The sequence below is a fragment of the Sneathiella glossodoripedis JCM 23214 genome (assembly GCF_000616095.1).
In the GTDB taxonomy this organism is placed as follows: domain Bacteria; phylum Pseudomonadota; class Alphaproteobacteria; order Sneathiellales; family Sneathiellaceae; genus Sneathiella; species Sneathiella glossodoripedis.
This window is the reverse complement of sequence record NZ_BAMS01000001.1, coordinates 758,195-784,562: the sequence shown is the minus strand read 5'-3', so window position 1 is coordinate 784,562 and position 26,368 is coordinate 758,195. Positions and strand designations below refer to the sequence as shown.

The window sequence follows — 26,368 nt, the reverse complement described above, 5'->3', positions numbered from 1 at the left end:
CAGCATTAAACCCGCGAAGATAACCAAATAGCCAGTTTCGAACCTGCTTTTACAGCACCAGTTAAAAGTTCATAGCCCGGGGCTTCACTAGCCCCTTTTTCCCGGGCGATGTCCCGGTGCTCGATTTCTTCGTCGCGAAATTTCTGGATCGTTTCCTTAAGTTCCTTTTCGTCATCCCCAAGCATCTCTATCTGTTGCTGATAATGCTCATCGATGACTTCTTCAACAGCTTCTGTGCATGCCATAGCGGCTTCTTTTCCCAGCATCGCGGTGCCTGCGCCAAGCGCAAATCCGGCAACGTGCCACAGGGGTGACAGGATAGTAGGGCGAACGCGTCTTTCCGAAATCAGTTGTTCAAACTTCTCACGGTGAACGACTTCCTGCTCCATCATATGCTTAATGGTCTCGGCCTGATCGGTGTTTTTCAAAACCGCATATTGTCCCTCGTAAATGCGGACTGCTCCGAACTCACCGGCGTGATCGACACGGATCATTCGCTCAAGAAGCTCTTCCTTGTTCAAATCACCTGGCTGGCGGCCATCGCCAGTTCGGCGTTTCGCTGTTTCCTTACTAACTTTTTGGGCCGTCATGCTCATCCTCTTTCATAAATTCGCGTTTAGCAGACAAAAGCGTGAAGATTACCATTAATGCCGCCAGTATAAAGTTATACCCCGCCATTGAAATGCCAAATAATTGCCATGCAATTTCATCACATTTGGTGATGGGAGCCGCCATAATCTGAGCCTTTAACTCCGCGAGTGAATTAACTTTTCCTGCATCAGCCGTACAGGATGATGTTCCCAGCCACCAGTGCTGCTCAACCCCTACATGGTAAAAGGCAATTGAAGCGGTTGTGGCAAAAGCGAGCGCACATATCAAAAGCAGATATTTTCGTTGCACATAACGGGAGGCTAGGATGCCAAGTATGCTTAACAGAATAACTGCGCCATAAGGCCAGCGTTGATAAACGCATAGAACACATGGTTTCAGATCGAACCCATATTGCGCCACAAACACCGCAACTAAAACAGCAACACTGACAAACAGTGAAACCACCAACGCATTGTCATAGAGCCTGCTCATATCCGCACCTGCACCCACCTGTTAGAACACATATTTAAGAAGCACAAAGCTGCCGAACAAGAGAATAAAAAACAGGATCGTCAGTATGCCGAGATATTTTTCGATAAATTCCCGGATTGGCTCCCCAAATTTATGCAACAACCATGCAACGAGAAAAAACCGGGCGCTGCGAGAGACGACAGAGGCAAAGATAAACATGCCAAGATTGAGGCTTACCGCCCCACTGGCAATGGTAATCACTTTATAGGGAAAGGGTGTCAGGCCAAAAAACCCGACTATCCAGCCCCCCCACTCTGAATATCCGCTGGCAAAGCGCAGGAATTTATCCTGATAGCCATAAAAGGCGATAATCTGCTCTCCAATGAGCTGGAAAAAATAATATCCGATCACATAACCCAATATGCCGCCCAACACAGAAAAGACACTGCATATGGCAGCAATTCTCCATGCCTCTTTACGGTTAGCCAATACCATCGGAATTAACATGACATCTGGTGGGATTGGAAAAACAGAACTCTCGATGAATGAAACTGTTGCCAAAAAGCCCTTTGCCTGTGGTTTGGCAGCAAGGCCCATTGTATAATCATAAAGTTTACGAATCATTCACCAAGTCCAAGGTCTAATACACACTTGTCACAATCTAATTGAGTTTTTAAATAAATCGCAAGTTATAAACGGACAGATTTCAGTTATGATACCTTTGGATTTTACTCTATTAGATGAAAAGAATTTAATTGAATACAAGCATACTATTGATTTTGTAACTTTTTTATTACAGGATGGTTGTGTGGGATGAAAGTGCCCTTATACGCAACTCTGAGTGAGGACAGAACACCCCAATGATGCAGAAGATACTAATTGTCGACGACGAGGCTGAATTACGTGATGTATTACGTGAAACGCTGGAACGCGAAAATTATATAGTCTCCGAAGCTGCGACAGCAGAAGAAATGCGTCAGGTGTTCGCATCAGATAATTTCGATCTGGTGCTGCTTGATTTAATGCTACCGGACGAAGATGGGCTGGCATTGACACGCTATCTCAAAGAAAGGTCCGATGTCGGTGTTATAATCCTGACTGGTAAGGGTGAAAGTGTTGATCTGATTATTGGTCTGGAAATGGGTGCGGACGACTATGTGGCAAAACCCTATAATCGTCGCGAATTACTCGCCCGGATCAAAAGTGTAATTCGGCGCTCGTCCGGTAATAAAGAAAAAAACGGCAAAAATACTGACGTCAAAACGCTGGTCAATTTTTCCGGTTGGGAACTTGATTTACCGCACCACAAACTGGCTGCACCGGACGGCTCAGATGTTCCTCTTACAATGGCCGAATTTCAGCTTCTTCGCATTTTGCTGGAAACACCGGGCCAACCTGTCAGCCGGGATCATTTGAGCAAACAGATCTTTAACAAAGAACTGCGTGAAAATAGTCGCAATATTGACGCACTTGTTCGGCGTTTGAGACAAAAGCTGGAAATTGATGAAAATAAAACCCAAATGATCAAGTCGGTCCGGGGTTCAGGCTATACAATTTTGACAACTCTCGACTAATGCGCCTCATTTTTCTGCAAAAAGCGAAAAGCGGATATTGACCCCACTAAATTCATCGCTATAGTGCGTCTACTTCCACGGATTAGCCCCTGTGGCGGAATTGGTAGACGCGACAGATTCAAAATCTGTTGTCCTTAGGGCGTGCCTGTTCGAGTCAGGCCAGGGGCACCATATCTTTTTATATCATCTATATTTGGAAACCGGTTCTCAGACGACATGAATGCGGGCCTTACAGGCTGGGTTCACGCACCTGTTAATGCAGGCCCTGCATAGCTTTTACCCCAATCAGATGAACCTACAAAACCCTGATCTTCAAACTGTGATGCAACAGGCAAGGGCGAAGGTAAATGTTCAGGTTGTGGACTTGATTGAGCAGCTTATGAAGAAAACCCAAGTCGTTTTATAATAAAAAAACCCCGCGACGACATCGCGGGGTTTTCTGTCGCTATGGCAACTTAACGGTAGTCATATGTACCATTTTTCCATTCGTACCAAACATAACCTGGCAATGTAACGTCACCTTTTTCATCGAATGACAGATTACCAAGAACGGTATCAAATTTCATGCTGTTCAACTTAGCCATAACTTTTTCTGGATCCGCTGTACCTGCAGCTTTTGCAGCCTGTGCCCATGCTTGCACAGCGGCGTAAGTGTAGAGAACATATCCTTCCGGATCTACACCTTTAGCTTTAAATGCAGCAACCTGTTTTGAGGCAGCGGGATTTTTACGTGGATCTGGTGAGAAGGAGAACAATGTACCTGCACCAGTATCACCTGTAATTGACCAGTATTCAGCAGACACCAGCGCATCACCGGAAACCAGCTGAGTTTTCATGCCCTGATCGCGCATTTGACGAACAATCAGACCAGCTTCTGTGTGGTAACCACCAACATAAGCGACATCAATGTTGCTCTGTTTCATTTTAGAAACAAGTGCTGTGTAGTCTTTCTCACCAGCGGTGTAAGCTTCATACATTGCTGGCGCACCGCCCATTTTCTCCATGGCAGCTTTTGTCTGGTCTGCAAGACCTTTACCGTAAGCTGTTTTATCGTGCAGGATGGCAATGTTTTTGCCTTTATATTCTGTCGCCAACAGCTTTCCAGCTACCTGACCCTGCTGATCGTCACGACCGCAGACACGATAAACATTCGGACCACCTTCGTCTGTCAGTTTTGGGTTTGTAGAAGCAGGTGAGATCTGAATGATACCTTCTTCTTCATACACTTTTGACGCTGGAATTGAAGATCCTGAGCAGAAATGGCCTGCCATGAAAACAACGCCTTTGGAAACCATCTGGTTGGCAACCGCAACAGCCTGTTTCGGATCACAAGCATCGTCGCCGACTGTCAAAACCAGTTTTTCACCGTTAATTCCGCCTGCAGCATTGATATCAGCAACTGCCTGCTCTGCACCAGCTTTCATCTGCTGACCAAAGCTTGCATATTGACCTGTCATTGGGCCTGCTGTCGCGATCTGAATATCAGCCCATGCACTGGCTGATGCCAGCATGCCTGCGGATAATACGGTCGCAGCTAATAGAAGTTTTTTCATTTAACTTGTCTCCCTAGTTTTTAGTAAATCTTCCAAAACCACTCTAATGCGATGATTGTCTTAAAATCACTGATTTGCAAAGAGTATTTTTACAAATAATACCTGTATATTGTGCAGATATTAAGACGGCTGCTTCTCTCCCCAAGCAAAAGGCCCCTTTTTGACATAAAGCCAGGGATATTGAGAAACCATCTGCTGCACTCGCTTCAAGCGATAGGAAAGGAGTGCAATAGCGATTAACACTGCTGTATCCACTATATAATAGTGCAGTGAAAGCAAAGTTCCATCAAACAGTGCATAATGAAAGAACCGATCCGCAAGTCCAAGCAACAGCATGTAGCGAATTGGATGCCAGATTGAACGCCATTGTGAAGCCAACGCCTTGCCAGACATGAAGGCTGCGCCACCAGCAATCAACACCGTAAAAATAAAAAATGCAGCAGCACTGTTTTCCCAAAGAATTCCCATTAGTGCGCTCCTCCTTCAAGATATGCAGCCCGAACTTCTTCTTTGGCGAGCAACTCTTTGCCAGTTCCGCTCATGGTAATGGCACCGTTCACGACTACATGCCCCTTATGAGCCAGTTTCAAGGCATGATAGGCGTTTTGTTCCACTAGAAATACGGTTAGCCCTTCCTTTTCATTAAGTTCCTTGATGACGTCAAAAATCTGCTTAACGACAAGTGGTGCCAACCCCAAAGACGGTTCATCAAGTAGCAGAAGTTTAGGTCGCGCCATCAGCGCGCGGCCGATGGCAAGCATTTGCTGCTCCCCTCCAGACAAAGTCCCCCCGCGCTGCTCCCGACGTTCCTTAAGACGAGGGAAAAGCTCAAACACACGCGCAAAATCTTCTTCTAGATGGGTTTGATCTGTAACCGCGGCCCCCATGAGAAGGTTTTCCTGAACCGTCATACGCGGAAATATCCGCCGACCTTCTGGTGACTGAGCAATATCACGGCGCATGATTTCATGGGTCGGCACATGGGTGATATCCTCACCCTTATAAATGATTTGACCACTTGAGGCTCGAGGATCACCGCAAATCGTCATCATCAGTGTGGACTTTCCCGCACCGTTAGCGCCAATAAGGGTTACAATTTCCCCTTCATAAACATCAAGGCTCACGCCCCGCAAAGCTTGAATTTTGCCATAAAAAAGTTTCAACATTTTTAATCTGCAGAAGTGGTGTATCAGCCATGATTATGCCCCCTCCTGTGAACCAGCTGTTTGTTCAATCTGGTGTTCAACTTCGTCAACTTCATCGTCATCCACACCCAGATAGGCAGCAATCACTTTCGGATCATTTTTCACTTCATCCGGAGTGCCGTCAGAAATTTTTACGCCATAATCCAGAACCACCACATGGTCGGAAATTTCCATCACCACGTTCATATCGTGTTCGATAAGCAGGATACCTGTATTTTCCTTTTCGCGAATAAACAGCAATAGACTGTTGAGTTCTTCGGATTCGCGAGGGTTCAAACCGGCCGCCGGCTCATCCAGACACAGTAGTTTTGGACGCGTACACATCGCCCGCGCGATTTCCAGCTTGCGTTGCTCACCATATGGCAAATCAGCGGCGGCATCATCTGCGCGATAGGTTAGTCCTGCTTTATCCATCCAATATTTAGCGAGCTCGACTGCCTCATTTTCCGCCTTTTTAAAGCCAGACAATCCCAAAATTCCACCGATAGTGAAATTGGATGCTATCATTAACGGATTATGTTGCGCGACCATCAGATTTTCCAGAACCGTCATCCCACCAAAGAGACGAATATTTTGAAATGTTCTCGCAACCTTGGCCCGTTTTGGAATTTTAAAATCATCCATACGCTCCAACAGGAAAGTCTGACCATCCTCATGACGAGCCGTGATCATTCCCTCTGTTGGCTTATAAAAACCTGTAATGCAGTTAAAAACTGTTGTTTTCCCAGCTCCGTTTGGTCCGATTAGCGCCGTAATGTCGCCCCGTCCAACGTTAAAGGACAAATCGTTTACAGCCAGCAGGCCGCCAAAACGCATACTCAGGTGTTCTACTGACAGCAGAACATTTTCATCCCATTTTGCCATGTCAGTGTCCCTCCCCTTGTGCAACCATGTCTGAGGACACGGCCTTTTTCTCTTTCAGGAAGATGGAAGGTATACGAGTGGAGACAAGACCACGCGGCTTCCAGACCATGATCACGACCATAGCCAGACCAAAGATGAGCATTCTGAATTGTTCAGCTTCACGGAAAAACTCAAATCCGCCGATCAATGCAATGGAGGCGATGACCACACCCACTTGTGATCCCATGCCCCCCAACACCACAATCGCAAGGATCAGAGCTGACTCGATAAAGGTAAAACTTTCTGGAGAAATAAAGCCCTGACGCGTTGCAAAGAAAGAGCCGGCAAAACCTGCGAACATGGCTCCGATTGCAAATGCGGACAACTTTACCATGGTTGTATTCAGGCCAAGTGAACGGCACGCAATCTCGTCTTCACGCAAAGCTTCCCAAGCTCGGCCGATAGGCAATCTGCGCAACCGGTTCGTCACAAAATTTGTCAAAAGTGCAAGTGCGAGAATAAGGAAATAGAGGAATATTATTCGGTGTATTGATGAATAATCCAGCCCGAACACATCCGCAAAATTCCCCTCTCCCCGCTTGAAGGGAAGACCGAAAAAGGTTGGACGCGGAATACCAGACAACCCATCCGGGCCACCCGTAAACTGATACCAGTTGAGCAGGACAACACGGATAATTTCACCAAACGCAAGTGTTACGATTGCAAGATAATCTCCGCGCAGACGCAGAACAGGGAACCCCAGAATTATCCCCCAAAACGCAGCGAGAATACCCGCCAACGGTAAACACATCCAAAAAGAAAAGCCAAAATAATGCGCCAGCAGTGCGTAAGAATAGGCCCCGATTGCATAAAAGGCCACGTATCCAAGGTCCAGAAGCCCGGCAAGCCCCACAACGATATTCAAACCCCAACCCAACATAATGTAAGTGAGGATCAGAATTGCCAGATCAATCCAATATCTGTCAGCGAAGGGCAGGAACGGAAAAACAAGCGCAAACAGCAATGCCGCAATACCCAGAATTTTTGTCCGGCCTTCAAACAGGCTGACAACCCCGTTAAATACGGAATCAGCGACAGAACTTGCACTGCCTGTCCCCGGGCCCTTACGCCATAGGGTCAACCACAATAGCAAACGCCCAACTACCACAATGGCAATTGAAGATGCCGCCAGGCCCATCTTGTATTCAAGCGAAAGACCGCCAACAGCCGTTTCGGTTTTAAATCCAAGAGTTGTGCCAAAAATAGCTGCTGCAAGAATACCGGCTACGAGCAGATCCTTGGCCATCATTGCGGGAGAAAGGCCCGCCCCTGAAGAGACTTGACTGCTCATTATACTTTTTCAACCTCCGGCTTGCCGAGTAATCCCTGAGGCAGAAAAATCAACACGATTGCAAGCATGGCAAACGCTGCAACATCCTTGTATTCAACAGAGAAATAAGCCGACCAGAAAGTTTCAATCAACCCGATGACCAGCCCACCCAGCATAGCTCCTGGCAAAGACCCAATCCCGCCGAGAACCGCTGCAGTAAACGCTTTAACACCAGCGACAAACCCGATAAAGAAATCAATTACGCCATAGTAAAGCAGGAACATAAGCCCCGCCACAGCAGCCAGAGCTGCGCCCATCACAAAGGTTGTTGAGATGGTTCTGTCAACGTTGATGCCTAACAGGGATGCCATTTTACGGTCCTGCTCACAGGCACGTTGCGCGCGGCCAAGTGACGTCTTCGCAATGATAAGTGAAAAAATTCCCATCAGAACGAGCGTGGTCACGATTATCAATATTTGAATATTGGAAATCTGAACAACAAACTCGCCAGCTTCATCCACACGTTTCATAATCGTATGGCCACCAGTAATGATGGGCTGCAGAGGTTTAACACGTGCACCCTGAGCAATCTGAATGTAGTTTTGAAGAACTATCGAAACACCGATTGCTGTAATCAACGGAGCCAGACGGAATGATCCGCGAAGTGGCCTGTAAGCAAGCCGTTCCAAAGTCCAGCCATAGGCTGAAGAAATTAACATGGCACATATTAGTACGAGAATAAGTGCCGCGATTATAACTCCGGCCCCTGAGGCTACCGTAATGCCAAGTGCCGTAATAACAATCAGTGCAATAAACGAGCCCACCATGAAAATATCACCGTGGGCGAAATTGATCATTCCAATAATCCCATAAACCATCGTATAGCCGATGGCGATAAGACCATAGATCGAACCCAGCGTGATCCCATTGATCAACTGCTGCAGAAAATACTCCATAAGGCACCTCTCCCTGTCCTAATTGATGCCACATATTCCATTTTTGAAGCCGTCGGTTTCCCTCCGCGACTTCGCGCCCCATTTTATAAGGGTAAAATTTTATCCATAGCGTATGCCACATTTTTGCCCAGAAGCAAGCGAGTTGTGACCATAGGCACATTTCACCCGCAACAAAGCAAGATTAGTTTAAATATTACCGAAAAAAGGTGTGGAAATTTCACAAAACGGAAACAGTTGAGCAATCATCCGATTTGCGAAAGCTTTTCAATTGCTTTCGCAAATCAGTTCGTCATTGTATCAAGCGGGTGTAAATGTTGGTAAACGAACATCATCGCTGGTAGTGGGCGAAAATTTCAATTTCACGGACTGACCAATTTCCAGCGCATCAAAATCGCAATCTATTATGTTGGTCATCATGGAAATACCCATCCCATCCAACGTCACATATGCAATCGCATAAGGTTCTTTCGCCCGGCGCATGACACTATAGGAATAAATTGTTCCTGTACCAGATGCCTGCTTGTAGCTCGTATCATCACTACCGCAGTGAGGACAAATGGTTCGCGGGTAATGGTGATAGCTTTCACAGGAGTTACAATATCTGACCAGCAATTTATTCTCGTTCGTTGCGGCCCAGAACTCCTTGGTTTCCGGATCAACTGACGGCGCGGGGAAGATTTTTTGTTCTGTCATTTTTATTCCCTTTCCAAAATCAAAGTTGCACTGCCATGACGTGTCCCCAGTGACCCGCCTGTTCCATGCGCCAAAGCCAAATCACAATTCTCAACCTGAACCGCAGGGTGTGCTTCACCACGCAACTGTCGCACGGCTTCGATAACTTTGGTCATACCACCGCGGTTGGCGGGATGATTGTTGCAAAGTCCGCCGCCATCAGTATTGAACGGCAACTTGCCCACGCCCGAGATCAGGTTTCCATCTGATACAAAATTACCGCCCTCCCCTTTTGCGCAGAACCCAAGGTCTTCGATTTGCATCAGGACCGTAATGGTAAAACTGTCGTAAATGGACGCATATTTAATGTCAGAAGGCTTAACACCAGCTTCCTCAAATGCCGCTGGCCCGCTAAATGCTGCACCAGAATAAGTCAGGTCGACACGCCCACCCATTTGATGTTTAGGCGCTTCGCCAGCCCCTTTAACTTTTACGAGAGGCCGTTTTAGACTTTTTGCAATTTCCGGAGACACAACAACCAGTGCACCACCACCATCGCTAATAACGCAACAGTCAAGACGATGCAGAGGGTCCGCAATAATTGGTGAATTTACCACATCTTCAACTGTCACTACATTTTTCAGCACGGCATTTGGATTATGCTGCGCATGATGGGAAGCCGCCACCTTGATCCAGGCCAACTGCTCGCTGGTTGTTCCAAACTCATGCATGTGCCGCATGGCGCACATACCATACATGTTGGTAATAACTGGAGCGTAAGGAAGTTCGAAGGCAACATCAGGAGACGCCCCATAATCACGCGGGGCGGTTCCTGTTGCCATCCCTTCCGCTTTTGGACGCCCTGCAAGGGTAATGAGGGCCACACTACATTTACCAAGCGCTATTGCTTCGGCGGCGTGCGCCACATGCACAAGATAGGAAGAGCCACCTGTTTCCGTGCTATCCACATGGCGCAATTTCAGTCCCATATAATCTGCTAATGCCAGTGGACCCAGCCCCGGTGCATCACCGGCACAAAAATACCCATCGACATCATCTTTGGTCAGACCTGCATCCTCAAGTGCCCCTTTTGCACATTCAGCGTGCAACTGGGCAAGGGATTTATCCACAGCATTTCTTACTGGATGCTCGAAAGCTCCGGCAATATAGGCTTTGCCATTTATTGACATTAATTAAATCCTTTTTTTAAGGCGCTTTACACGCTTTTTCTTATTTAATCAGGGTCAACAAGCAGGTGCTTGACGTTAGCTCAACCCTTGATCTTTTGTTGTTGCAGGAGCAGTCGACGATTTAACCGACCGCAGTGCATCTTCTACTTTGTCGCAAATTTCAGTCAGAGTAAATGGCTTTGCAACCACATCATAGATTAAATCATCTAGGTTATAAGCGCGCTGTCGTTCAGCAGCATATCCCGTCATGAGCAAAATCCTGAGCTCTGGCAATTCTTTAGCGACTTTAAGGGATAAGGCTATTCCATCCATGACGGGCATCACAATATCAGTCAACAAAAGATCAAACTCTTCTTCACCCTGCAGTAGATGAAGTGCCTCGGCTCCATCACGGACTGCAGTGACATCATGTCCATGATGAACGAGTGCTCGCTGAACAAATTCCCTTAATGAGGCTTCATCTTCTGCAACTAGAATTCGTGCCATTTCCCCCCGGCTTCCCCTTAGTCACCAACAATATGCCCGATATACGGCAACTCACGGTAATAGTGAGCATAATCCAGACCATACCCGATCACAAACAGATCCGGACAATCAAAGCCTACGAAATCCGCTTCGAAATCCACAACCCGCTTGCCCTTCTTGTCCAGCATCAGGCATGTTTTGACCATTGAAGCCCCACGATCGAGTAATTCGCGAGCGGCAAATTCCATGGTTCGCCCTGATTCAAGTATATCGTCAATGAGCAGAACTTTTCTGTCTTTAACCGTATCCATAATATCGCGGGTAATCACCACTGTACCGCTACTGATTTTCTTGTCCCCATATGAGGACAGCGCCATGAAATCAATCTGTGGCTTTACCCCTGCATGATGCAAAGCGCGGATCAGATCAGCAGCGAAAACAAAACTGCCTTTCAGAACGGCAATCACAAGAATATCCGAACCCATATCCTGTTCGATTTGCTCAGCAAGTTCCCGATTGCGTGCCTCAATATCCGCACTTGAAAACAGGACTTCGATATTTGGCTCATGAGTAGCCATGACTTTCTCCACTCTCGGCGCCCAACGGCAGCCGTAAAACTAATTCTGTTCCTGCCCCAACTTTTTGGGGGCAATAAGATGTGCTTTCACATGCTTCGCTTCTTCTGGAGGCTGGTTCATACTGGAGGAAAACTCGATGGTTTCCCACGCAGGGATAGTTGTCTGCTCTACAGAAGTGCTCCAGCTATACACATGTAAGCCATTTGAATCCACCAATTGAATACCGATCCGTGGTACAGGCTGGTCCTCTCCAGTGATATTCACAATTTTTCCGTAAACGGTTAAACGAGTCACCCCATTTTCTGAAACTGATTTGTTTTCCAGGTCACGTATTTCCAGCCCCAATTTATTGGCTGTTTTCACATCCAGCTTCATCTTCTGGTACAATTTGGCGGACGCAGGCCAGAATTGAACGACTGTATTTCGGCCGTAGTAACCACCAACACCGATACCTGCCAGAATAAGAACAAACAGCACCCAACCCAGAATTCTGCGTCGGATTTTCTTTTTCCTTGCTCGCTGCTCTTCACGCTTTTTTGAAGCCCTCGTCATGGCTTCGATACTCATCGTGGCATCTTCACCGCCTGAGTCGGGCGTCCCTGCCTGCGGTGCAGCCACGTCGGGCTGCGGCTCCGGCTCTTCCTGAACCTGCTTTGGCAGATCCTCAGGCGGAAATTCACGCCATTTATGACCACATTTAGCGCATTTCACCAAACGGCCTTCAGGACCGATGGATGCAGCATCAATCGAATATCGTGTTGAACAGGATGGGCAAGTCAATATCATGGGTTAGAAACGATCCGTCCATGGGTTAAACGTTCATGAGTTATAGGCGCAAGAATGAACATGCACAAGACTATGCAATAAATCCACTTTAGATTATCTTTGCCATTCGTTTTTTTAGGGGAGGGCCATTTGGTCATATTTGAAAATGTCGGAATGCGATATGGCATGGGGCCTGAAGTCCTGCGTGATATCAATATGCATCTGGCATCCGGATCTTTTCACTTCCTGACCGGCCCAACAGGAGCTGGAAAAAGCTCGCTGCTCAAACTTCTGGCTCTGTCTCACCGGCCGAGCAGAGGCCTCCTGACGCTTTTTGGGCAGGAAGTTAGTAGACTTGAGCGAAGCGATCTTCCCTCATTTCGGCGCAAAATTGGTGTTGTCTTTCAGGACTTTCGTCTGCTGGATCACCTATCGGCGCTTGAAAATGTGGCACTGCCCCTGCGAATCGCAGAAGCGGACGAAGAGTTAATTGAAAAAAACGTCACGGAGCTTTTAAACTGGGTGGGACTCGGTCATCAAATGCAGGCTCGCCCTCCGACCCTGTCAGGCGGTGAGAAGCAACGTGTCGCCATTGCCCGGGCTGTGATCAACAGGCCACAGTTGCTGATTGCGGACGAACCGACCGGGTCCATGGATCCGGAGATGGGACTTCGGTTGATGCATCTGTTTCAGGAATTGAACAAGTTGGGAACGACTGTTGTTATTGCAACCCACGATATTGGCTTGATTCAAAAATTTCAGTATCCGGTTATGTATCTGCGATCAAACACCCTTCATTTTGCAACAGCTCAAGAGTATCTATCACAGTACAAACGGAGTGGGGTGTGAGTAGATTTTTCGGAATATCACCCGAGTTGCAGCTTGAAAAAGATGCATCAAGCCGATACCTGCCGGTCGTAATTGCAACAATGGTATTTTTGGCCTCTCTGGCTCTGATAGGTTTATTTTCCATCAACTCTGCAATCGGAAACTGGTCAGCAGCAGTGAGTGGTAATCTGACAGTTGAAATTGCTCACGACAGCTCTATTGATCTGTCAGCAAAAATGGAGAAAGCAGTTTCCGTACTACGATCCATTCCCGGACTGGAGAATGTCCGTGCACTTAGTCTGGATGAGACAGCGGAACTTCTTGCTCCTTATCTGGGCCGTACAGATGTTATAAAACAGTTGCCATTGCCCCGATTAATTGAAGTCACCATTTCCGAAAATAGTGCAGTTGATCTGTTGGCCGCAGCTAAAAAGCTGGCAAGTGAAGTCCCCGGAGCTGTCCTTAATACCCACCGGCCTTGGCTTGATAAAATGATTTTACTAGCGCGGAGCGTTCAAACGATTGCCGCGATAATCATGATGCTGATCAGCATTGTAACAGTCATTATTATCGTGTTTGCAGCTCGGACAGGGATGGTTATGCATCAGGAGATAATCGAAGTCCTCCACCTGATTGGCGCCAAGGACAGTTACATCGCAAAACAATTTCAAAATTATTTTGCACGCCTCAGTCTTTTTGGTGCTTTGCCTGGCCTTGCAATTGCCATTCTTGTGATGCAAGTTCTGGCTTGGCTTGCTGATCGCTTGGAGGCTGGCCTGATTTCCGCTCCTTCCATGATGTTTGAAGGGTGGATTGCCCTTGCAATGATCCCCGTTCTGGTGGTTATTCTAACGACGATTACGGTAAGGCTAATTGTATTGGGCAGTTTAAAACGGATGATGTAGTGTGCTGGTAATTTTGGACAGAGACGGCGTTATAAACGAGGACAGGGCGGATTTTGTCAAATCGCCCGAAGAACTGGTCCTGATAGAAGGAACAGTTGACGCTATCGCCCGCCTTAAATCAAGAAACCATCGAGTGGTTATTGCCACGAACCAGTCCTGCATTGGGCGTGGCATTATCAACGAAGAAAGACTGCACAGCATTCACGCCAAAATGCTGGATGCAATTGCGCGGGCCGGTGGCTCCATTGATCAGATCTATTATGCTCCTGATGCCCCTTGGGCGGAAACTCCCATGCGCAAACCCGGCTCCGGGATGTTAACCAAGGCAATGGAGGATTTTAAAACCACTCCATCGAACACCATCATGATTGGGGACAGCCTTCGGGATTTGCAGGCAGCGTATGGATGCGGCGTGCACAGACTCCTTGTGCAAACGGGTAAAGGCCGAAAAACACAAGCGGATGGTACCCTCAAAGATCTATTGCCTGTTTCCGTGGCAGCGAACTTAAGTAAAGCGGTTGATTTGATTGAAGATGGGCGCTTCATATGAGATCCGGGGCTTCCATACTAATTCGAATGGTTATTGCCGTCATTCTCCTCTGGCTTGGCGGTTTTCTGGGGTATGTGGAAGAAATAAAGGATCCTGAATACAGTTCTGTTCAATCCGCTGATGGGATTGTTGTTTTAACCGGTACACCGGCACGGCTCAAGCTTGGTCTGGACCTGCTGAAAACAGGTGCCGCACAACGAGTTCTAATATCGGGCGTTAATAGTGAAATTAGTGCTGAAACCCTGCGACAGGCAATGGGGGAGAGTACAAAAATCATGGATTGTTGCGTCGATCTGGGCCGCATTGCAAAGGATACAGTAGGAAATGCCTATGAAACTTCACTTTGGGCATCTGAAAATAACTTTAGTAGCCTGATAGTGGTCACAAGCGCCTATCATATGCCCCGAAGCCTTGTAGAATTAAAACGTCAGATGCCCAATAAAACACTTTACGCCCATGCCGCAATCAACGATGTTCTGGAACTCGACGGTTGGTGGCGTAAGCCGGCAACTGCTTTCATTCTCGCATCAGAATTCAACAAATATCTAATCAGCCTAATCCGCGCAAATCTGGAAAGAGTTGCCATGGCCGGAGACACTCAGTGACACGTATCAGATCAGTTTTGTTTTTTATCTGTTTTTGGATCTGGTCAATTTTCATGAACCTGATTTTCATCCCATTTCTTGTAGTTGATCGAAAATGGATTGTCCGCGGCCAGACACAATGGACAAAGGGCATCATGTTTCTCATGAAATACCTGTGTGGATTGACTGTGGAAGTGAGAGGATTAGAAAATCTTCCAAAACAGCAAGCTCTTATCGCCTGCAAACATCAATCCGCCTTTGAAACGATGGCATTTCACTGGCTGGTCAGGGACCCGGCAATGGTCCTGAAAAAGGAATTGCTGAATATTCCAGTATACGGTTGGTACTGCCGTAAAACAAAAATGATAGCAGTTGACCGTAAAGGTCACGCGGCTGCCTTGCGGTCAATGATCGAACAGGCAAAACAAGCTTTGGTGGATCAACGTCAAATCGTTATTTTTCCGGAAGGAACGCGTACAGATATCGATGAGGAACGAGACTACCAGCCCGGTATTGCTGCTCTTTATTCAAAGTTGGATACACCCGTGATCCCGGTTGCGCTCAATACAGGTCTATTCTGGCCCCGAAAAAAATTCATTTGCAGGCCCGGCGTGATCATTATTGAATTTCTTCCGCCGATTGAAACGGGACTGAAGCGAGCAGAATTTATGGCTCAGCTAAAGCAAAGCATTGATGAAAACAGCCGCCGCCTCGTACAAGAGAGTAAAGAAAAATATCTTTCAAAATAATGACTTAGAATATCTTTTCGGTTATTCCATTTGTCTATTATACCAATTTAACGTATAGTATTGGAGACTATTGGTTCTTTATATGCCAGAGGGTCTACATGACTGCACTTGCCCCCATATCAAAACAAATCTGGGACATGAAATACCGGTTTCGCTCGTCCGATGGTTCTTACGTGGAAGGCAAAGTCGAAGATACCTGGAAGAGAATAGCCACCGCACTTGCTGAAGTAGAAGAAGACAAGGCTTACTGGAGCGATGAATTCTTTAAAAACCTGCAGGATTATAAATTCCTGCCGGCGGGACGCATTATTGCCGGGGCTGGCACAAAACGCCGGGTAACTCTTTTCAATTGTTTTGTAATGGGTGAAATCCCCGATGATATGGGCGGCATTTTCGACAACCTCAAAGAAGCCGCCGTGACCATGCAACAGGGCGGCGGTATCGGGTATGATTTTTCCACGATCAGGCCCAAAGGAGCCCCGGTCAAAAGTATGGGCTCAGACGCTTCAGGCCCATTGAGTTTCATGGATGTCTGGGACAGCATGTGCCGCACCATCATGAGTGCCGGCTCCCGCCGTGGCGCTATGATGGCGACCTTGCGCTGCGATCATCCGGATATTTTGGATTTCATAGCAGCGAAGCAGGATCCTGGTCGCTTGCGAATGTTTAATCTATCTGTACTTGTTACAGATGATTTTATGGAGGCAGTCCAAAAAGACGATCCATGGGATCTGGTTTTCAAGGGAACCCAGTATAAAACGATCCGAGCCCGCGAACTTTGGGACGCAATTATGCGCTCGACTTACGCATATGCAGAACCCGGCGTGATTTTTATTGACCGAATTAACGCCAGAAATAACCTGCATTATTGTGAAAATATCTCCGCGACCAACCCATGCGGGGAACAACCTTTGCCTCCTTATGGTGCCTGCCTGCTGGGATCCATTAACCTGACCAGCCTCATTCGTGCCCCCTTCGAAGACAACGCTCACTTGGATATGGAAACACTTCGTGAGACAGTGCGAACATCCGTTCGCATGATGGATAATGTGATCGATGTGTCTGGATTTCCACTGTCGGAGCAGGAAAACGAAGCAAAAGCAAAACGACGGATCGGGCTCGGCATTACGGGCTTAGCCGATGCACTGATCATGTGCGGCCGTCGCTACGGATCAGATGAGTCCATTTCACTTACCCATCAATGGATGAAAGAATTTCAACGCGCAGCCTATCAGGCCTCCATTGATCTGGCTGAAGAAAAGGGGGCTTTTCCACTTTTTGATAAGGACGCCTATCTTTCGGGAGAAACCATTCGCCAGCTTGATGACGATATTGTCGATGGCATCAGAAAACATGGCATTCGCAATGCGCTTGTCACTTCTATCGCTCCAACAGGGACAATATCCTTACTCGCAAACAATGTATCAAGTGGATTAGAACCGGTATTCAGTTTCACCTATACCCGCAATGTTCTTATGCCTGATGGAAGTCGTAAATCTGAAGAAGTCTCCGACTATGCCTATCGATTGTATAGAAGACTTAAGGGGGATACCACGCCTCTTCCTGATTATTTTGTAGATGCTCAGGTCCTCACTCCGATGGACCATGTCAAAATGCAGGCGACAATTCAGGAATATATCGATAGCTCCATTTCAAAAACAATTAATTGCCCAGAAGAAATCAGCTTTGAAAGCTTCAAGGATATTTATTTAAAAGCCTATGAAATGGGCTGTAAAGGATGCACTACATATCGCCCCAATGATGTCACGGGTGCTGTTTTGGAGAACAGTGCTGCTACCAACCCGGAAAGTTCAGCTCAGGCAAGCCTCCCCTTAAACGAGCCCGAGCCCAGACCACAGGATAATTACGAGGCAGGCGGCATTGTATATATGACAAAACCACTGGACCGGCCGGGTACAATTCCGGGGCAAACCTACAAGCTGAAATGGCCAGAAAGCAATCACGCCATGTATATTACGCTCAATGACATTATTCAGGATGGGCGTCGCCGACCATTTGAAATCTTTATTAACTCCAAAAATGTCGAGCATTTCGCTTGGACCGTCGCGTTAACGCGAATGATTTCAGCGGTCTTTAGACGAGGGGGCGATGTTAGTTTTGTCGTGGAGGAGTTAAAGGCTGTATTTGATCCACGGGGAGGTGCATGGATGCAAGGTAGATATGTCCCTTCCTTGCTGGCAGCCATCGGCGATGTAATTGAAACACATCTTGTGCAAATTGGCTTTCTTCCTCAACAGACGGACAAGAGTGAAAAAACAACATCACATATTCAGGCTATGGATCAATCCACTAATCAAAAGCTATCTGGTCTACAACGGCAATGTCCTGAATGTGGGGAAGCTGCATTACTAAAAAGCGAAGGTTGCGATACCTGCACTGCCTGTGGATTTTCTAAATGTAGCTGATGATAACTCTAAATCAGATCCAAGCAGAAGACAGCGCTAAATGATTGTCGAAAGCAAGACCTTCATGATGGGTTAAATGTCGGTTTTGGGTGGATATATCTCCCCGTCCATTACTGAAAATAAAATCTTTGCCCACTGTAACGACACCGCAGATATCTTGAGAGGCTGAAATCTTTTGGTTCGCGGTGGCAGAACTGTCGAATAGTAACGCTCTGTTATCTCTTGGAAAGGTGACTGCAACCTGATTATTTAACGGGTTTACGGTAATGGAACCAGCGTAGTTTTTCACCAGTGAGCGCGATTTCTCTTCATATTCAATGAAATTTATTTTCCGCCGCGACACACAAACAGCGACTACAGGAAAAGGACCAGACCTATCACCTTCATATTGCCCTGCAATCCAGATATTTCCGTCCGCATCCTCCGATAAATGGCGCAAGGAAACTTGCTTAAAATTATCTGCTGGCGCTACCCAACCAGTTTTCATTCCTGTCTTTTGATCAAGAAAACAGATGGAAGGCTCATATTGTACAGGTTCAGTTTTTGTCGGGGAAAATCCGGGTGCGTTAATATTCCACCGTTCGCAACAATAAGGGTCTTTCCATCGCGGGAGAGGATGATCTCGTGCGGACCAATCCCGAAGCTAGGGTATTCCCCAACACGAATGTAATTTTTCTGGGCGTCATAAATACCAATCACGCCTCTTTCATTTTCAAAGTCATTTTCTGTCGCAAACAGATATTTGCCGTCGCTCGAGAAAACCCCATGACCATAAAAATGGCGATTGGCCGGTGTTGCAAATTCATACTGAATACCATGTGTCATCAGATTAATGACAACAGCAAACCGGCCAGGACGACGCGAAAATAGAACGGCCTGTCCAATTTTTGGTGAAATCGCTAACCCATGCCCACGCCAAGGTAGCTTTATTTTCGCTTCCAACTGTCCAGATCTATTCAAAAACCCCAAGAAGTAACCAGCTTGGCTTCGAAATGGGGCCAACAATATTGATCTGTTTTTAATAGCTAATGCATCAAAAGAGAGGGGTATTAATGAGGTCGCTAATAGTGTCCCCAAAAAAGCGCGTCGATTAATCTCCATCAAGCGAATTAAACCCTACGTTAATGCCCATAGCCTGAGATATTTCTTCTGCCAGCAAATTATGTGCGCCCAGCACCGGATTGGTCAGATAAGTCAATTGGGCGTGGCCCTCTGGTGTTTTTACCAATTCCACCCATGACGTATTTTTTAAATGTATATCCGAGAAAACGCCTAAAGCCTGATCAAGTTCAAATATCAGATTTTTTCCAAGTCCCTGATCTTCTTTTTTCATCAAGGACGAGAAATGAGCTTCCAGAACAAAGGTTTTCACTGTGCCTAGAGTTACTTGCAAGCTTTGCAAGGTGAGGTCAGATCGCCAAAATGGAGCCCGCTTTGCTTTCGCGTCATCCGGGGACCCCTGAAGACTGCTATTAAGCATGGAAGAGGCAATCAGCTGCAATATTTCTGAAGTAGATTTTAAAATCTCGGCAAGGGCTTCATCAGCAGTTCTGTAAGTTTGATTTTCAGGACCCGGAGACAATACGACTGCACGGTATCCATCGTCGCCGTTCCATTCAGCCAAAATATCAGTCGCAATACGGTATATATTTTTGCTGATACTTACGGCAACTCCGCAATTTGGCTTCTCAGCGTCGAGGAGATTTCGAGAAATGCTGGAATACAATAAATATTCGAGGGCTGGAAGTCCTTGCGCAGCGATGCTACGATGAGTGAAATCAATGTCTTTACCCTCAAATTCCTGAAGTAATCTTGAAGTATGTTTTGAGACTCTTGATTTCGTGTCAGGCCAGAAAAACACTCTTTCCATCCGGTTATGCAGTCGGATAGGACCAAAGCGAACCGGTAAAACCCGAGACCATCCCAATACCGATGAAGTAAAGGCCATCTGCACATCCACCAGCCGCTCTTCTTGCCTATCCTCACACAACATTTTGAGCTTCTTAGTGAGTTGTTTTGTCTCCTCCACGAAAGACTGATAGGCGGGCAACACATATCCATCGACATAAGCATTAATCACTATTTTCTGTTGCTCGGCTCTGCCTGGATCGGCAATGGAAACAGGCACAAGGAGAAAACCAAGCAGAACAGGCGCCACGACAAACTTTGAAATCTGCTTATATAAAGTTACCATTTACAAGGACTCCAAAAATTGGATCAGATTCTTCCTCCGCTCAGGAGGAAGTTCTATAAACGCTTGCCGTGAGTTTTCCGCTTCACCGCCATGCCATAATATGGCTTCCGTTAGATTACGGGCACGACCATCATGTAAAAAATAAGTGTGACCATTAACTAGCTTGGTTAGTCCAATACCCCAGAGCGGAGCTGTTCGCCATTCACGGCGAGATGCGCTACCAACAGGCCGACCATCCGCCAGTCCCTCACCCATATCGTGTAGCAACAAATCCGTATATGGCCAGATCAGTTGAAACCGATGTTCTTTTTGTACTGCCTTTTTACTGGTAACAAATTTAGGTCGGTGACATTTCACACAACCAATTTCGTAAAATTCCTTTTTACCAGACAATACTGACGTATTTGCAACCCGACGACGGATCGGTACTGCCAGATTACTTGAATAGAACGTAACCAGTTCCAATACGGGATCGGGCGCTTCACTATCTCCAAGGTTTTTCTGAACACCTGTTGGCTGGTTCAAACATTGCGTTTGAAGTGATGTGCAATCACCCCAAGGGCGCATGGCGCGCGGAGTGGAAATTCCAATATCGCCAGCGAAAGCATCTGCAGATTGCTGTAAAACTGAAGCCGTTGAAGCTTTCCATCCAAATCGCCCAATTTTTTTATGCTCATACCCTACCCAACTGACACGGCCTGAAATGCCATCCAAATCAACATCATCAGGATCAGCTTGTTGAAGTATATCCGCATCGTGAATTGCTTCCAGCAACCCAAGACCAACCATTGGCGGAGCAATCCGCGGGGAAATTAGTACATCAGGATGCAAAGGGCCGTATTTTTTCTCGATGATTGAATATTCAGGCTTACGTAAACTAATAACTTCACCGCCGGAAAGGGCGACCTTTATCTCGGTGTAAGTGATCTTCATCTTACCTTCAGCCGGTACTCCTGGAATGGCTAAATCCTGTAGCTGAGTGCCGTATGTAGGTTCTGGAATGATCTGCTTTTCACCTGTCTCGATCAGTCGTTTTTCCTTTTCCGATTGCGGAGGGACAGAAAGTCTTAAGAACATTGAAACAGCACTGTCAGCGTCATGCTCAGGAGGATGTCCGCGACCATCCTTCAAATGACATCGTTGACAGGATCGCGCGTTAAACAACGGTCCCAGACCATCAGATGCCTGTGTAGAGGAAGGTGAAGAAACCCACAACTTTCGAAATAGTCCATTTCCAAGCTTGAATTTCTCCTCACCCTCAAACCCAAGATTTGCAGAAAACTGAGAAAATGCATCAGCGTCTGGAGACCGGCTTGACGTTGCGGCTCCTCCAGACATCGCTTCAAATCGTTCAGCCTGACTAAAGTCACTTGTCAGCTTTGTAACCGCGAAAACGCGATTCAGCTCGTCAGCCGTCAAATCGCCTCGATACGGGGTATCTGCCACCGCTATTGAGGAGGCCACATTGACGAGAAGGACAAGAGTTAGATGGATTTTATTCTGAAACAGCATTTTTAAAGAAACCAGAAGCAGCGTTAAATTGTCTGGCCATTTTCATAGAAACGACCAGACAACCACACAGTAAAACAGTTATTGAAAAACTGAATTAGGCTTATCGAGGCTATCAGAGCCTTCAATTTCAATATTTACCAAATTTAAAGCCGTAATCACGCGCTCAATGGATCGCGTCTGGGTAACAAGTGCATCAATGGCGTTCTGAACTACAGTGTTACCATCCACATTTCCCTCGGCAATCATCTGGTCATACGCTTCAACGCTTTCTGCGCGCGACTTCAAAACAGCCATTGCAAAAACGGCATCATCAAGCTTTTGTCTCATTTCCTGATCAAGTTTTGGATCCACTATCTGAACAAGCTCGGAGACAGATTTTCCGGAGACAACTGAACCGTCTATCCGTTTGTAATGGCCTGTATAGACATTCCGAATACCAATTTGATCAAAATAGTGAGAGTTATGGGTATTATCGGAAAAACAGTCATGCTCCTCTTCCGGATCCTTGAGTAATAACCCGAGCTTCATTCTCTCACCCGCCAGTTCCCCATATGAGAGCGATCCCATACCGGTCAGAATTGCAACAATGCCTTGGTCTGGATTGTTAGTCACATATGCCCGCGCCTGACCACCTACGCGCCACAAATCGACCATTTCTGACAGATCGGAAACCAACAAATCCACAGCCGCCATCAAGTATGCAGCCCGGCGATCACAATTACCATTGGTGCAATTGGTTTGATCAAAATCTGTGTAAGGCCTGTCTCCAGCACCAGCATTCGTACCGTTCAAGTCCTGCCCCCACAAAAGAAATTCGATAGCATGATAGCCGGTTGCCACATTAGCCTCGACTTCTTCAGCCTCATGAAGAGTATTGGCGAGAAATTCAGGTGTAATACTGGTGGCGTCCAATTGACGCCCGTTTACTGTCAAAGTTTTATTGGCAATCACATTGACAGTGTATAGCGCATTTTCATCTGATTCATTTCCATATGAAGCATCGACGTAATCAATTAATCCCTCGTCCAGTGGCCATGCATTCACCTTGCCTTCCCACTCATCCACCAATGGATTTCCAAAACGATAGGCTTCGCTTTGCTGGTATGGGACCCGCGAAGCGATCCAGGCCGCACGAGCTGCAGTCAATGTCGCCTCCGAAGGGTTTTCAATCAATGACTTGATGCTTGCTCGCAAAGCTTCCGCTGTTAGCAGGCTATCTTCATAAACTGCCTCAGCGATATCGGCATAAGTGCTGACAACAGCATCCTTGTCGCCAGCGTTGGCTGTACCTGTTGCAAGTGTCACAATGATTGGACCTGCGATCGCGACGTTTCGAAATAAACATCTGATATTCATGGTAGTTATCCAGTCCTTAAAATTCGATTGTATATTCGACAAGTGCGCCCAGACCGCGACTATCCACGTCCTCTTCTTCTGCCAGCCGATATCCCACAGCTACTCCCAAACCGAAGTCAAAGCTGTATCCGGCTGTTACATCCACAACATAATCATTTTGAGTTGAACCTGATGTCTCCAGCTCACGCCCCTGATAGGTTGTCGACAGAGTCCAGTTTCCAAATTCCAAAGCACCGCCAGCGGTGAAATACTGGGCAGAATCTCCCTCTATTCCGCCTGCATCATCCAGATAGGCATACTCGGCGATGGGGATAAACGTGATCTTTTCCGTAATTGGCAGCTCATATTGTGCACCGACTACATATCCCAACTGAGATGTGTCACCATCATCCCCTTCCTTTAATGAGGAAAAACCAAGATGATAGGTGAGCCCTTCCAATGAGGAGAACCCACCATCAAGCGCCACGGCGAAAGAAGACAGAGATTCAGTATTTGCTACGCCACCATCAGACTCTTTGACAGGTCCACGGCTATTGAAAGCTGAATCACTTAAAAACGTGGTATCCAAAAAGAAACTGCTGGCTGAAATCGTGTGATTTCCAGCCGCCTGGAAATTAAAGCTACCACCCACACCAAGCATTTCTGCAAGCTCATAATCTTCAGTGAGATCAGAGCCATATAACCCCGGTGCGGCATCCCAAGCGGTACCAAAATTTGCCCCAAATTTACCTGCGTACAGAGAAAATCTGTCTGTATCGTAGTTTACTGTAAGCACGTTTACATAGCCGCCGAGATCCTCAAATTCACGATCATCGGCCGCATCTTCCACAGGCTCGAGCGTGGCTTCCAGATTAACTGACAATTCAGGTGTAAAAGCGAATTGCGTTTCAAGCGTCAACGTCGGATATAGATCGTTAATTTCTGCAGCTTCATCGTCGGACTCATAGGTCCAGTCATCCTGCACCTCAATAGTGAATGCACCAGAAATATTTGGATAGCTTTTAGTTTCGGCCAAAGCCCCAGATGATAGATGAACTAGTAGTGCTGCCAATGATGGCACCAGCAATTGCCGCATAACAAACCCCTCGAATGTGGAAAAAATTACAAGATATGAAGCTTTTGAATATCGCTTTTAATAATCATTATCAATAGCAAAAATGGCTTCACGCGAATTATTGCTTTATCGACGAATTCTGTTATCTCCTTGTGAATAGAAAAGAGCATTTTTTTGCTGCGGCAATTACCCTTTCTTAATCCAAACTCACTATCTAGTACCATTTTGAGCACAAAGCAGAAGCAGTGAATATTTTACTGAGACTTTTATGTTTAATTCCGTTTTTCCAACTTTGTTGGATTTCAATTGCTGCTTCTGAGCAAACCATCACGCTCGCCGCAGACCCTTGGTGCCCTTATAACTGCGAGGCAGATTCTTCTTCGCCAGGCATTCTGATCGAAATCGCCACTGAAGCTTTTGAGGCAGAAGGCTACACGGTAAATTACACTGAAATGCCATGGGCAAGAGCGATTAAAGCGGTTCGAAACGGATTAATTGATGGCCTGGTAGGAACAGGACGTGAAGAAACCCCTGACTTCGTGTTTCCCGATGCCCCTCTTGCTCAGGCAGAACACACTTTTTATGTTCGTAAGGATGACAACTGGTTTTACCAAGGACTGGAATCTCTAAAAAATCGGTCTCTGGGTGTGATTAACGGCTATTCATATGGAGATCTTCAGACCCGCTATATTGCCCCGAACGCATCCAACTCAGAAAATATTTCCGTAATCAGTGGAACCGCGCCGCTCAAACGTATGTATCAAATGTTGATTGGACAACGAATCGACACGTTAATCGAGGACCGATTGGTATTTCTGTATTCGCTAAAAGGACTTCTAAACAAAAACCCTGTCAGGCCTGCAGGCGTTTATGCGACAGAAGATATTTATATAGCTTTCACACCTGATGGCGAAAACTCCAAGAAATACGCTCAGATCCTTAGTGATTTCATCGCGAAAAACGAAGGGGCAGAGGTACGTAGAATCCTACTAAAATATACGCAATAATTTTTTGCACAGACTCAGTGCAGTTACCGGCTTTTTCGAGTTAGATGTATACCACCTAACACAACTGCAACTCCGATTATCTGGATCAATGAAAAGCTTTCATCGAAAAAGAGGACAGAAGTTGAAATCGCAATAATAGGAATAAGAAAACTGTATGACATACCCCGCGCGACACCAAGCCTGCTAATGCCCGAACAATACCAAACGAATGCGAGTGCAGCGCCAAGCAGTGCTGTTACAGACCAAGCGATCCAGCCCTCAAGAGGAATATTTTGATACTCAGTGTAAATCATGGCGGGCATATCAGCACAAAACAAGATTATGGCACCAAACAGCATTGCCCAAGCCGTTACAAATATTGGTCCTCGGCGCACAACCATAGGGCCTGAAACAATTGTATAAATTGCCCACACAAAAGATGCCCCAATGATAAAAAGGTCACCAATAATACTGCCACCGTAAACTGTAACTTCGGTAAAACTGTTATTGATAACGATAAACACACCACCGAGTGAAACCAATATACCAGCCCAGCCCAGAATAGAGGTTCGCTCCCCCCTCAAGAGTACCAGCAATGTTGCAAATACAGGCGATGTCGCCACCAAAATTGAGGCCTTTGACGCTGTGGTCAGATTAAGTCCATATGCCCATCCTCCCTGAAAAAGAGCAATTCCCAAAAGACCTATTACAAACAGTTGCACCGCTTCTTTCAATGAAATGCGTAACGATTGGCCGCTGAAATAAACGAGTGAGAAAAGAATAGCGGAGGCGGTAAAATATCGCGTTGAGGAGAATACCAGCGGTGACATATATTCCAGGACAAACTTGGCAATCGGAAAATTGACTCCCCATGCAAAGACCGAGGCGATCAGGAACAGATCCCCCGTTTGAGGCCATTTCGCTGGAGTTGTCGTCTGATCAGCAGCCACCATGTTTTAATCCTTATTATCGGTGTTGCGCGCACAACATCATATCTTCACAACACTCCCTTGAACAGGGCCATATAAATA

Annotated in this window: 27 protein-coding genes, 1 tRNA gene and 2 pseudogenes; 10 read left to right on the top strand and 20 right to left on the bottom strand. The window is 46.5% G+C overall.

The window, feature by feature from the left end:
* Positions 1 to 5: 5 nt before the first annotated feature.
* The 3 genes from JCM23214_RS03950 to JCM23214_RS03940 are packed head-to-tail and all read right to left on the bottom strand — an operon-like array spanning position 6 to position 1,686.
* Entirely contained in the window at positions 6 to 590 is a 585-nt protein-coding gene (locus JCM23214_RS03950; RefSeq protein ID WP_025897681.1) for a demethoxyubiquinone hydroxylase family protein, read from the bottom strand.
* Positions 571 to 1,083 carry a disulfide bond formation protein B gene (locus tag JCM23214_RS03945; RefSeq protein ID WP_025897680.1) on the bottom strand — a complete coding sequence of 171 codons (513 nt, stop codon included), beginning with the start codon at positions 1,081 to 1,083 and terminating at the stop codon, positions 571 to 573. The genes JCM23214_RS03950 and JCM23214_RS03945 overlap by 20 nt, the downstream gene beginning before the upstream one ends.
* 21 nt (positions 1,084 to 1,104) lie before the next feature.
* The gene (locus JCM23214_RS03940; protein ID WP_025897678.1) at positions 1,105 to 1,686 is read right to left on the bottom strand and encodes a YqaA family protein; all 582 of its coding nucleotides are present in this window, start codon (positions 1,684 to 1,686) and stop codon (positions 1,105 to 1,107) included.
* Positions 1,687 to 1,922: 236 nt separating this feature from the next.
* Between JCM23214_RS03940 and JCM23214_RS03935 the strand changes: the two genes are divergently transcribed.
* The 3 genes from JCM23214_RS03935 (at position 1,923) to JCM23214_RS03925 (ending at position 3,042) form a co-directional block, all read left to right on the top strand.
* Positions 1,923 to 2,636 carry a response regulator gene (locus tag JCM23214_RS03935; protein ID WP_025897677.1) on the top strand — a complete coding sequence of 238 codons (714 nt, stop codon included), beginning with the start codon at positions 1,923 to 1,925 and terminating at the stop codon, positions 2,634 to 2,636.
* An 85-nt stretch (positions 2,637 to 2,721) separates the two neighbouring features.
* A tRNA-Leu gene (locus JCM23214_RS03930) sits at positions 2,722 to 2,807 on the top strand.
* A gap of 49 nt (positions 2,808 to 2,856) precedes the next feature.
* On the top strand, positions 2,857 to 3,042 hold the full coding sequence (locus tag JCM23214_RS03925) for a hypothetical protein (protein ID WP_025897676.1): 186 nt from the start codon (positions 2,857 to 2,859) through the stop codon (positions 3,040 to 3,042).
* Positions 3,043 to 3,091: 49 nt separating this feature from the next.
* Here the strand turns inward: JCM23214_RS03925 and JCM23214_RS03920 are convergent, their stop codons facing one another.
* The 11 genes and pseudogenes from JCM23214_RS03920 to JCM23214_RS23275 all read right to left on the bottom strand — a co-directional run bounded on the left by JCM23214_RS03920 (position 3,092) and on the right by JCM23214_RS23275 (position 12,214).
* A complete protein-coding gene (locus JCM23214_RS03920; RefSeq protein WP_025897674.1) occupies positions 3,092 to 4,189 on the bottom strand; it encodes a branched-chain amino acid ABC transporter substrate-binding protein in 1,098 nt (365 codons plus the stop codon).
* 120 nt (positions 4,190 to 4,309) lie between these two features.
* The gene (locus tag JCM23214_RS03915; RefSeq protein ID WP_025897673.1) at positions 4,310 to 4,657 is read right to left on the bottom strand and encodes a DUF6867 family protein; all 348 of its coding nucleotides are present in this window, start codon (positions 4,655 to 4,657) and stop codon (positions 4,310 to 4,312) included.
* Positions 4,657 to 5,386 (bottom strand): annotated as a pseudogene (locus JCM23214_RS03910) (ABC transporter ATP-binding protein). Before JCM23214_RS03910 ends, JCM23214_RS03915 begins: the two are co-directional and overlap by 1 nt.
* A 2-nt stretch (positions 5,387 to 5,388) precedes the next feature.
* A complete protein-coding gene (locus tag JCM23214_RS03905) occupies positions 5,389 to 6,258 on the bottom strand; it encodes an ABC transporter ATP-binding protein (protein ID WP_025897671.1) in 870 nt (289 codons plus the stop codon).
* 1 nt (position 6,259) lies between these two features.
* Positions 6,260 to 7,588, bottom strand: coding sequence for a high-affinity branched-chain amino acid ABC transporter permease LivM (gene livM / locus JCM23214_RS03900; RefSeq protein WP_025897669.1), 1,329 nt, complete (start codon positions 7,586 to 7,588; stop codon positions 6,260 to 6,262).
* The gene (locus tag JCM23214_RS03895) at positions 7,588 to 8,523 is read right to left on the bottom strand and encodes an ABC transporter permease subunit (protein ID WP_025897668.1); all 936 of its coding nucleotides are present in this window, start codon (positions 8,521 to 8,523) and stop codon (positions 7,588 to 7,590) included. Before JCM23214_RS03895 ends, livM begins: the two co-directional genes overlap by 1 nt.
* 297 nt (positions 8,524 to 8,820) lie before the next feature.
* Positions 8,821 to 9,216, bottom strand: a complete 396-nt coding sequence (locus JCM23214_RS03890) for a Zn-ribbon domain-containing OB-fold protein (protein WP_025897667.1) — start codon at positions 9,214 to 9,216, stop codon at positions 8,821 to 8,823.
* A 2-nt stretch (positions 9,217 to 9,218) separates the two neighbouring features.
* Positions 9,219 to 10,385, bottom strand: coding sequence for a thiolase family protein (locus tag JCM23214_RS03885; RefSeq protein ID WP_025897665.1), 1,167 nt, complete (start codon positions 10,383 to 10,385; stop codon positions 9,219 to 9,221).
* 75 nt (positions 10,386 to 10,460) lie between these two features.
* The gene (locus JCM23214_RS03880; RefSeq protein WP_025897663.1) at positions 10,461 to 10,871 is read right to left on the bottom strand and encodes a response regulator; all 411 of its coding nucleotides are present in this window, start codon (positions 10,869 to 10,871) and stop codon (positions 10,461 to 10,463) included.
* A gap of 17 nt (positions 10,872 to 10,888) precedes the next feature.
* Complete coding sequence (gene hpt, locus JCM23214_RS03875; RefSeq protein ID WP_025897662.1) at positions 10,889 to 11,428, bottom strand: hypoxanthine phosphoribosyltransferase; 540 nt, start codon at positions 11,426 to 11,428, stop codon at positions 10,889 to 10,891.
* A gap of 39 nt (positions 11,429 to 11,467) precedes the next feature.
* Positions 11,468 to 12,214: an MJ0042-type zinc finger domain-containing protein gene (locus JCM23214_RS23275; protein WP_025897661.1), complete on the bottom strand. Its 747-nt coding sequence runs from the start codon at positions 12,212 to 12,214 to the stop codon at positions 11,468 to 11,470.
* Between the two features lie 129 nt (positions 12,215 to 12,343).
* On the opposite strand from JCM23214_RS23275, the gene ftsE reads away from it, so the two are divergent.
* From ftsE to JCM23214_RS03840, 6 genes are all read left to right on the top strand, one after another.
* Complete coding sequence (gene ftsE, locus JCM23214_RS03865; RefSeq protein WP_025897659.1) at positions 12,344 to 13,042, top strand: cell division ATP-binding protein FtsE; 699 nt, start codon at positions 12,344 to 12,346, stop codon at positions 13,040 to 13,042.
* On the top strand, positions 13,039 to 13,926 hold the full coding sequence (locus JCM23214_RS03860) for a cell division protein FtsX (RefSeq protein ID WP_025897657.1): 888 nt from the start codon (positions 13,039 to 13,041) through the stop codon (positions 13,924 to 13,926). The genes ftsE and JCM23214_RS03860 overlap by 4 nt, the downstream gene beginning before the upstream one ends.
* Position 13,927: 1 nt before the next feature.
* Entirely contained in the window at positions 13,928 to 14,476 is a 549-nt protein-coding gene (locus JCM23214_RS03855; protein ID WP_025897655.1) for a D-glycero-alpha-D-manno-heptose-1,7-bisphosphate 7-phosphatase, read from the top strand.
* Complete coding sequence (locus tag JCM23214_RS03850; protein ID WP_025897654.1) at positions 14,473 to 15,081, top strand: YdcF family protein; 609 nt, start codon at positions 14,473 to 14,475, stop codon at positions 15,079 to 15,081. The genes JCM23214_RS03855 and JCM23214_RS03850 overlap by 4 nt, the downstream gene beginning before the upstream one ends.
* Entirely contained in the window at positions 15,078 to 15,809 is a 732-nt protein-coding gene (locus JCM23214_RS03845) for a lysophospholipid acyltransferase family protein (protein WP_025897652.1), read from the top strand. Before JCM23214_RS03850 ends, JCM23214_RS03845 begins: the two co-directional genes overlap by 4 nt.
* A gap of 98 nt (positions 15,810 to 15,907) precedes the next feature.
* Positions 15,908 to 18,235 (top strand): adenosylcobalamin-dependent ribonucleoside-diphosphate reductase, encoded by a 2,328-nt coding sequence (locus tag JCM23214_RS03840; RefSeq protein WP_025897650.1) that lies wholly within the window; start codon positions 15,908 to 15,910, stop codon positions 18,233 to 18,235.
* A gap of 13 nt (positions 18,236 to 18,248) precedes the next feature.
* Here the strand turns inward: JCM23214_RS03840 and JCM23214_RS25250 are convergent.
* From JCM23214_RS25250 to JCM23214_RS03815, 5 genes and pseudogenes are all read right to left on the bottom strand, one after another.
* A pseudogene (locus JCM23214_RS25250) lies at positions 18,249 to 19,336 on the bottom strand (DUF1513 domain-containing protein).
* On the bottom strand, positions 19,326 to 20,429 hold the full coding sequence (locus JCM23214_RS03830; protein ID WP_025897649.1) for an imelysin family protein: 1,104 nt from the start codon (positions 20,427 to 20,429) through the stop codon (positions 19,326 to 19,328). The pseudogene JCM23214_RS25250 and the gene JCM23214_RS03830 overlap by 11 nt, the downstream one beginning before the upstream one ends.
* The gene (locus JCM23214_RS03825; protein WP_025897647.1) at positions 20,430 to 21,941 is read right to left on the bottom strand and encodes a di-heme oxidoreductase family protein; all 1,512 of its coding nucleotides are present in this window, start codon (positions 21,939 to 21,941) and stop codon (positions 20,430 to 20,432) included.
* 78 nt (positions 21,942 to 22,019) lie between these two features.
* Positions 22,020 to 23,297, bottom strand: coding sequence for an imelysin family protein (locus tag JCM23214_RS03820; protein ID WP_025897646.1), 1,278 nt, complete (start codon positions 23,295 to 23,297; stop codon positions 22,020 to 22,022).
* A 16-nt stretch (positions 23,298 to 23,313) separates the two neighbouring features.
* Entirely contained in the window at positions 23,314 to 24,372 is a 1,059-nt protein-coding gene (locus tag JCM23214_RS03815; protein WP_025897645.1) for a hypothetical protein, read from the bottom strand.
* 224 nt (positions 24,373 to 24,596) lie between these two features.
* On the opposite strand from JCM23214_RS03815, the gene JCM23214_RS18940 reads away from it, so the two are divergent.
* A complete protein-coding gene (locus tag JCM23214_RS18940) occupies positions 24,597 to 25,358 on the top strand; it encodes a substrate-binding periplasmic protein (RefSeq protein ID WP_025897644.1) in 762 nt (253 codons plus the stop codon).
* A gap of 23 nt (positions 25,359 to 25,381) precedes the next feature.
* Here the strand turns inward: JCM23214_RS18940 and JCM23214_RS03800 are convergent, their stop codons facing one another.
* The gene (locus tag JCM23214_RS03800) at positions 25,382 to 26,290 is read right to left on the bottom strand and encodes a DMT family transporter (RefSeq protein WP_025897643.1); all 909 of its coding nucleotides are present in this window, start codon (positions 26,288 to 26,290) and stop codon (positions 25,382 to 25,384) included.
* Between the last annotated feature and the right edge of the window lie 78 nt (positions 26,291 to 26,368).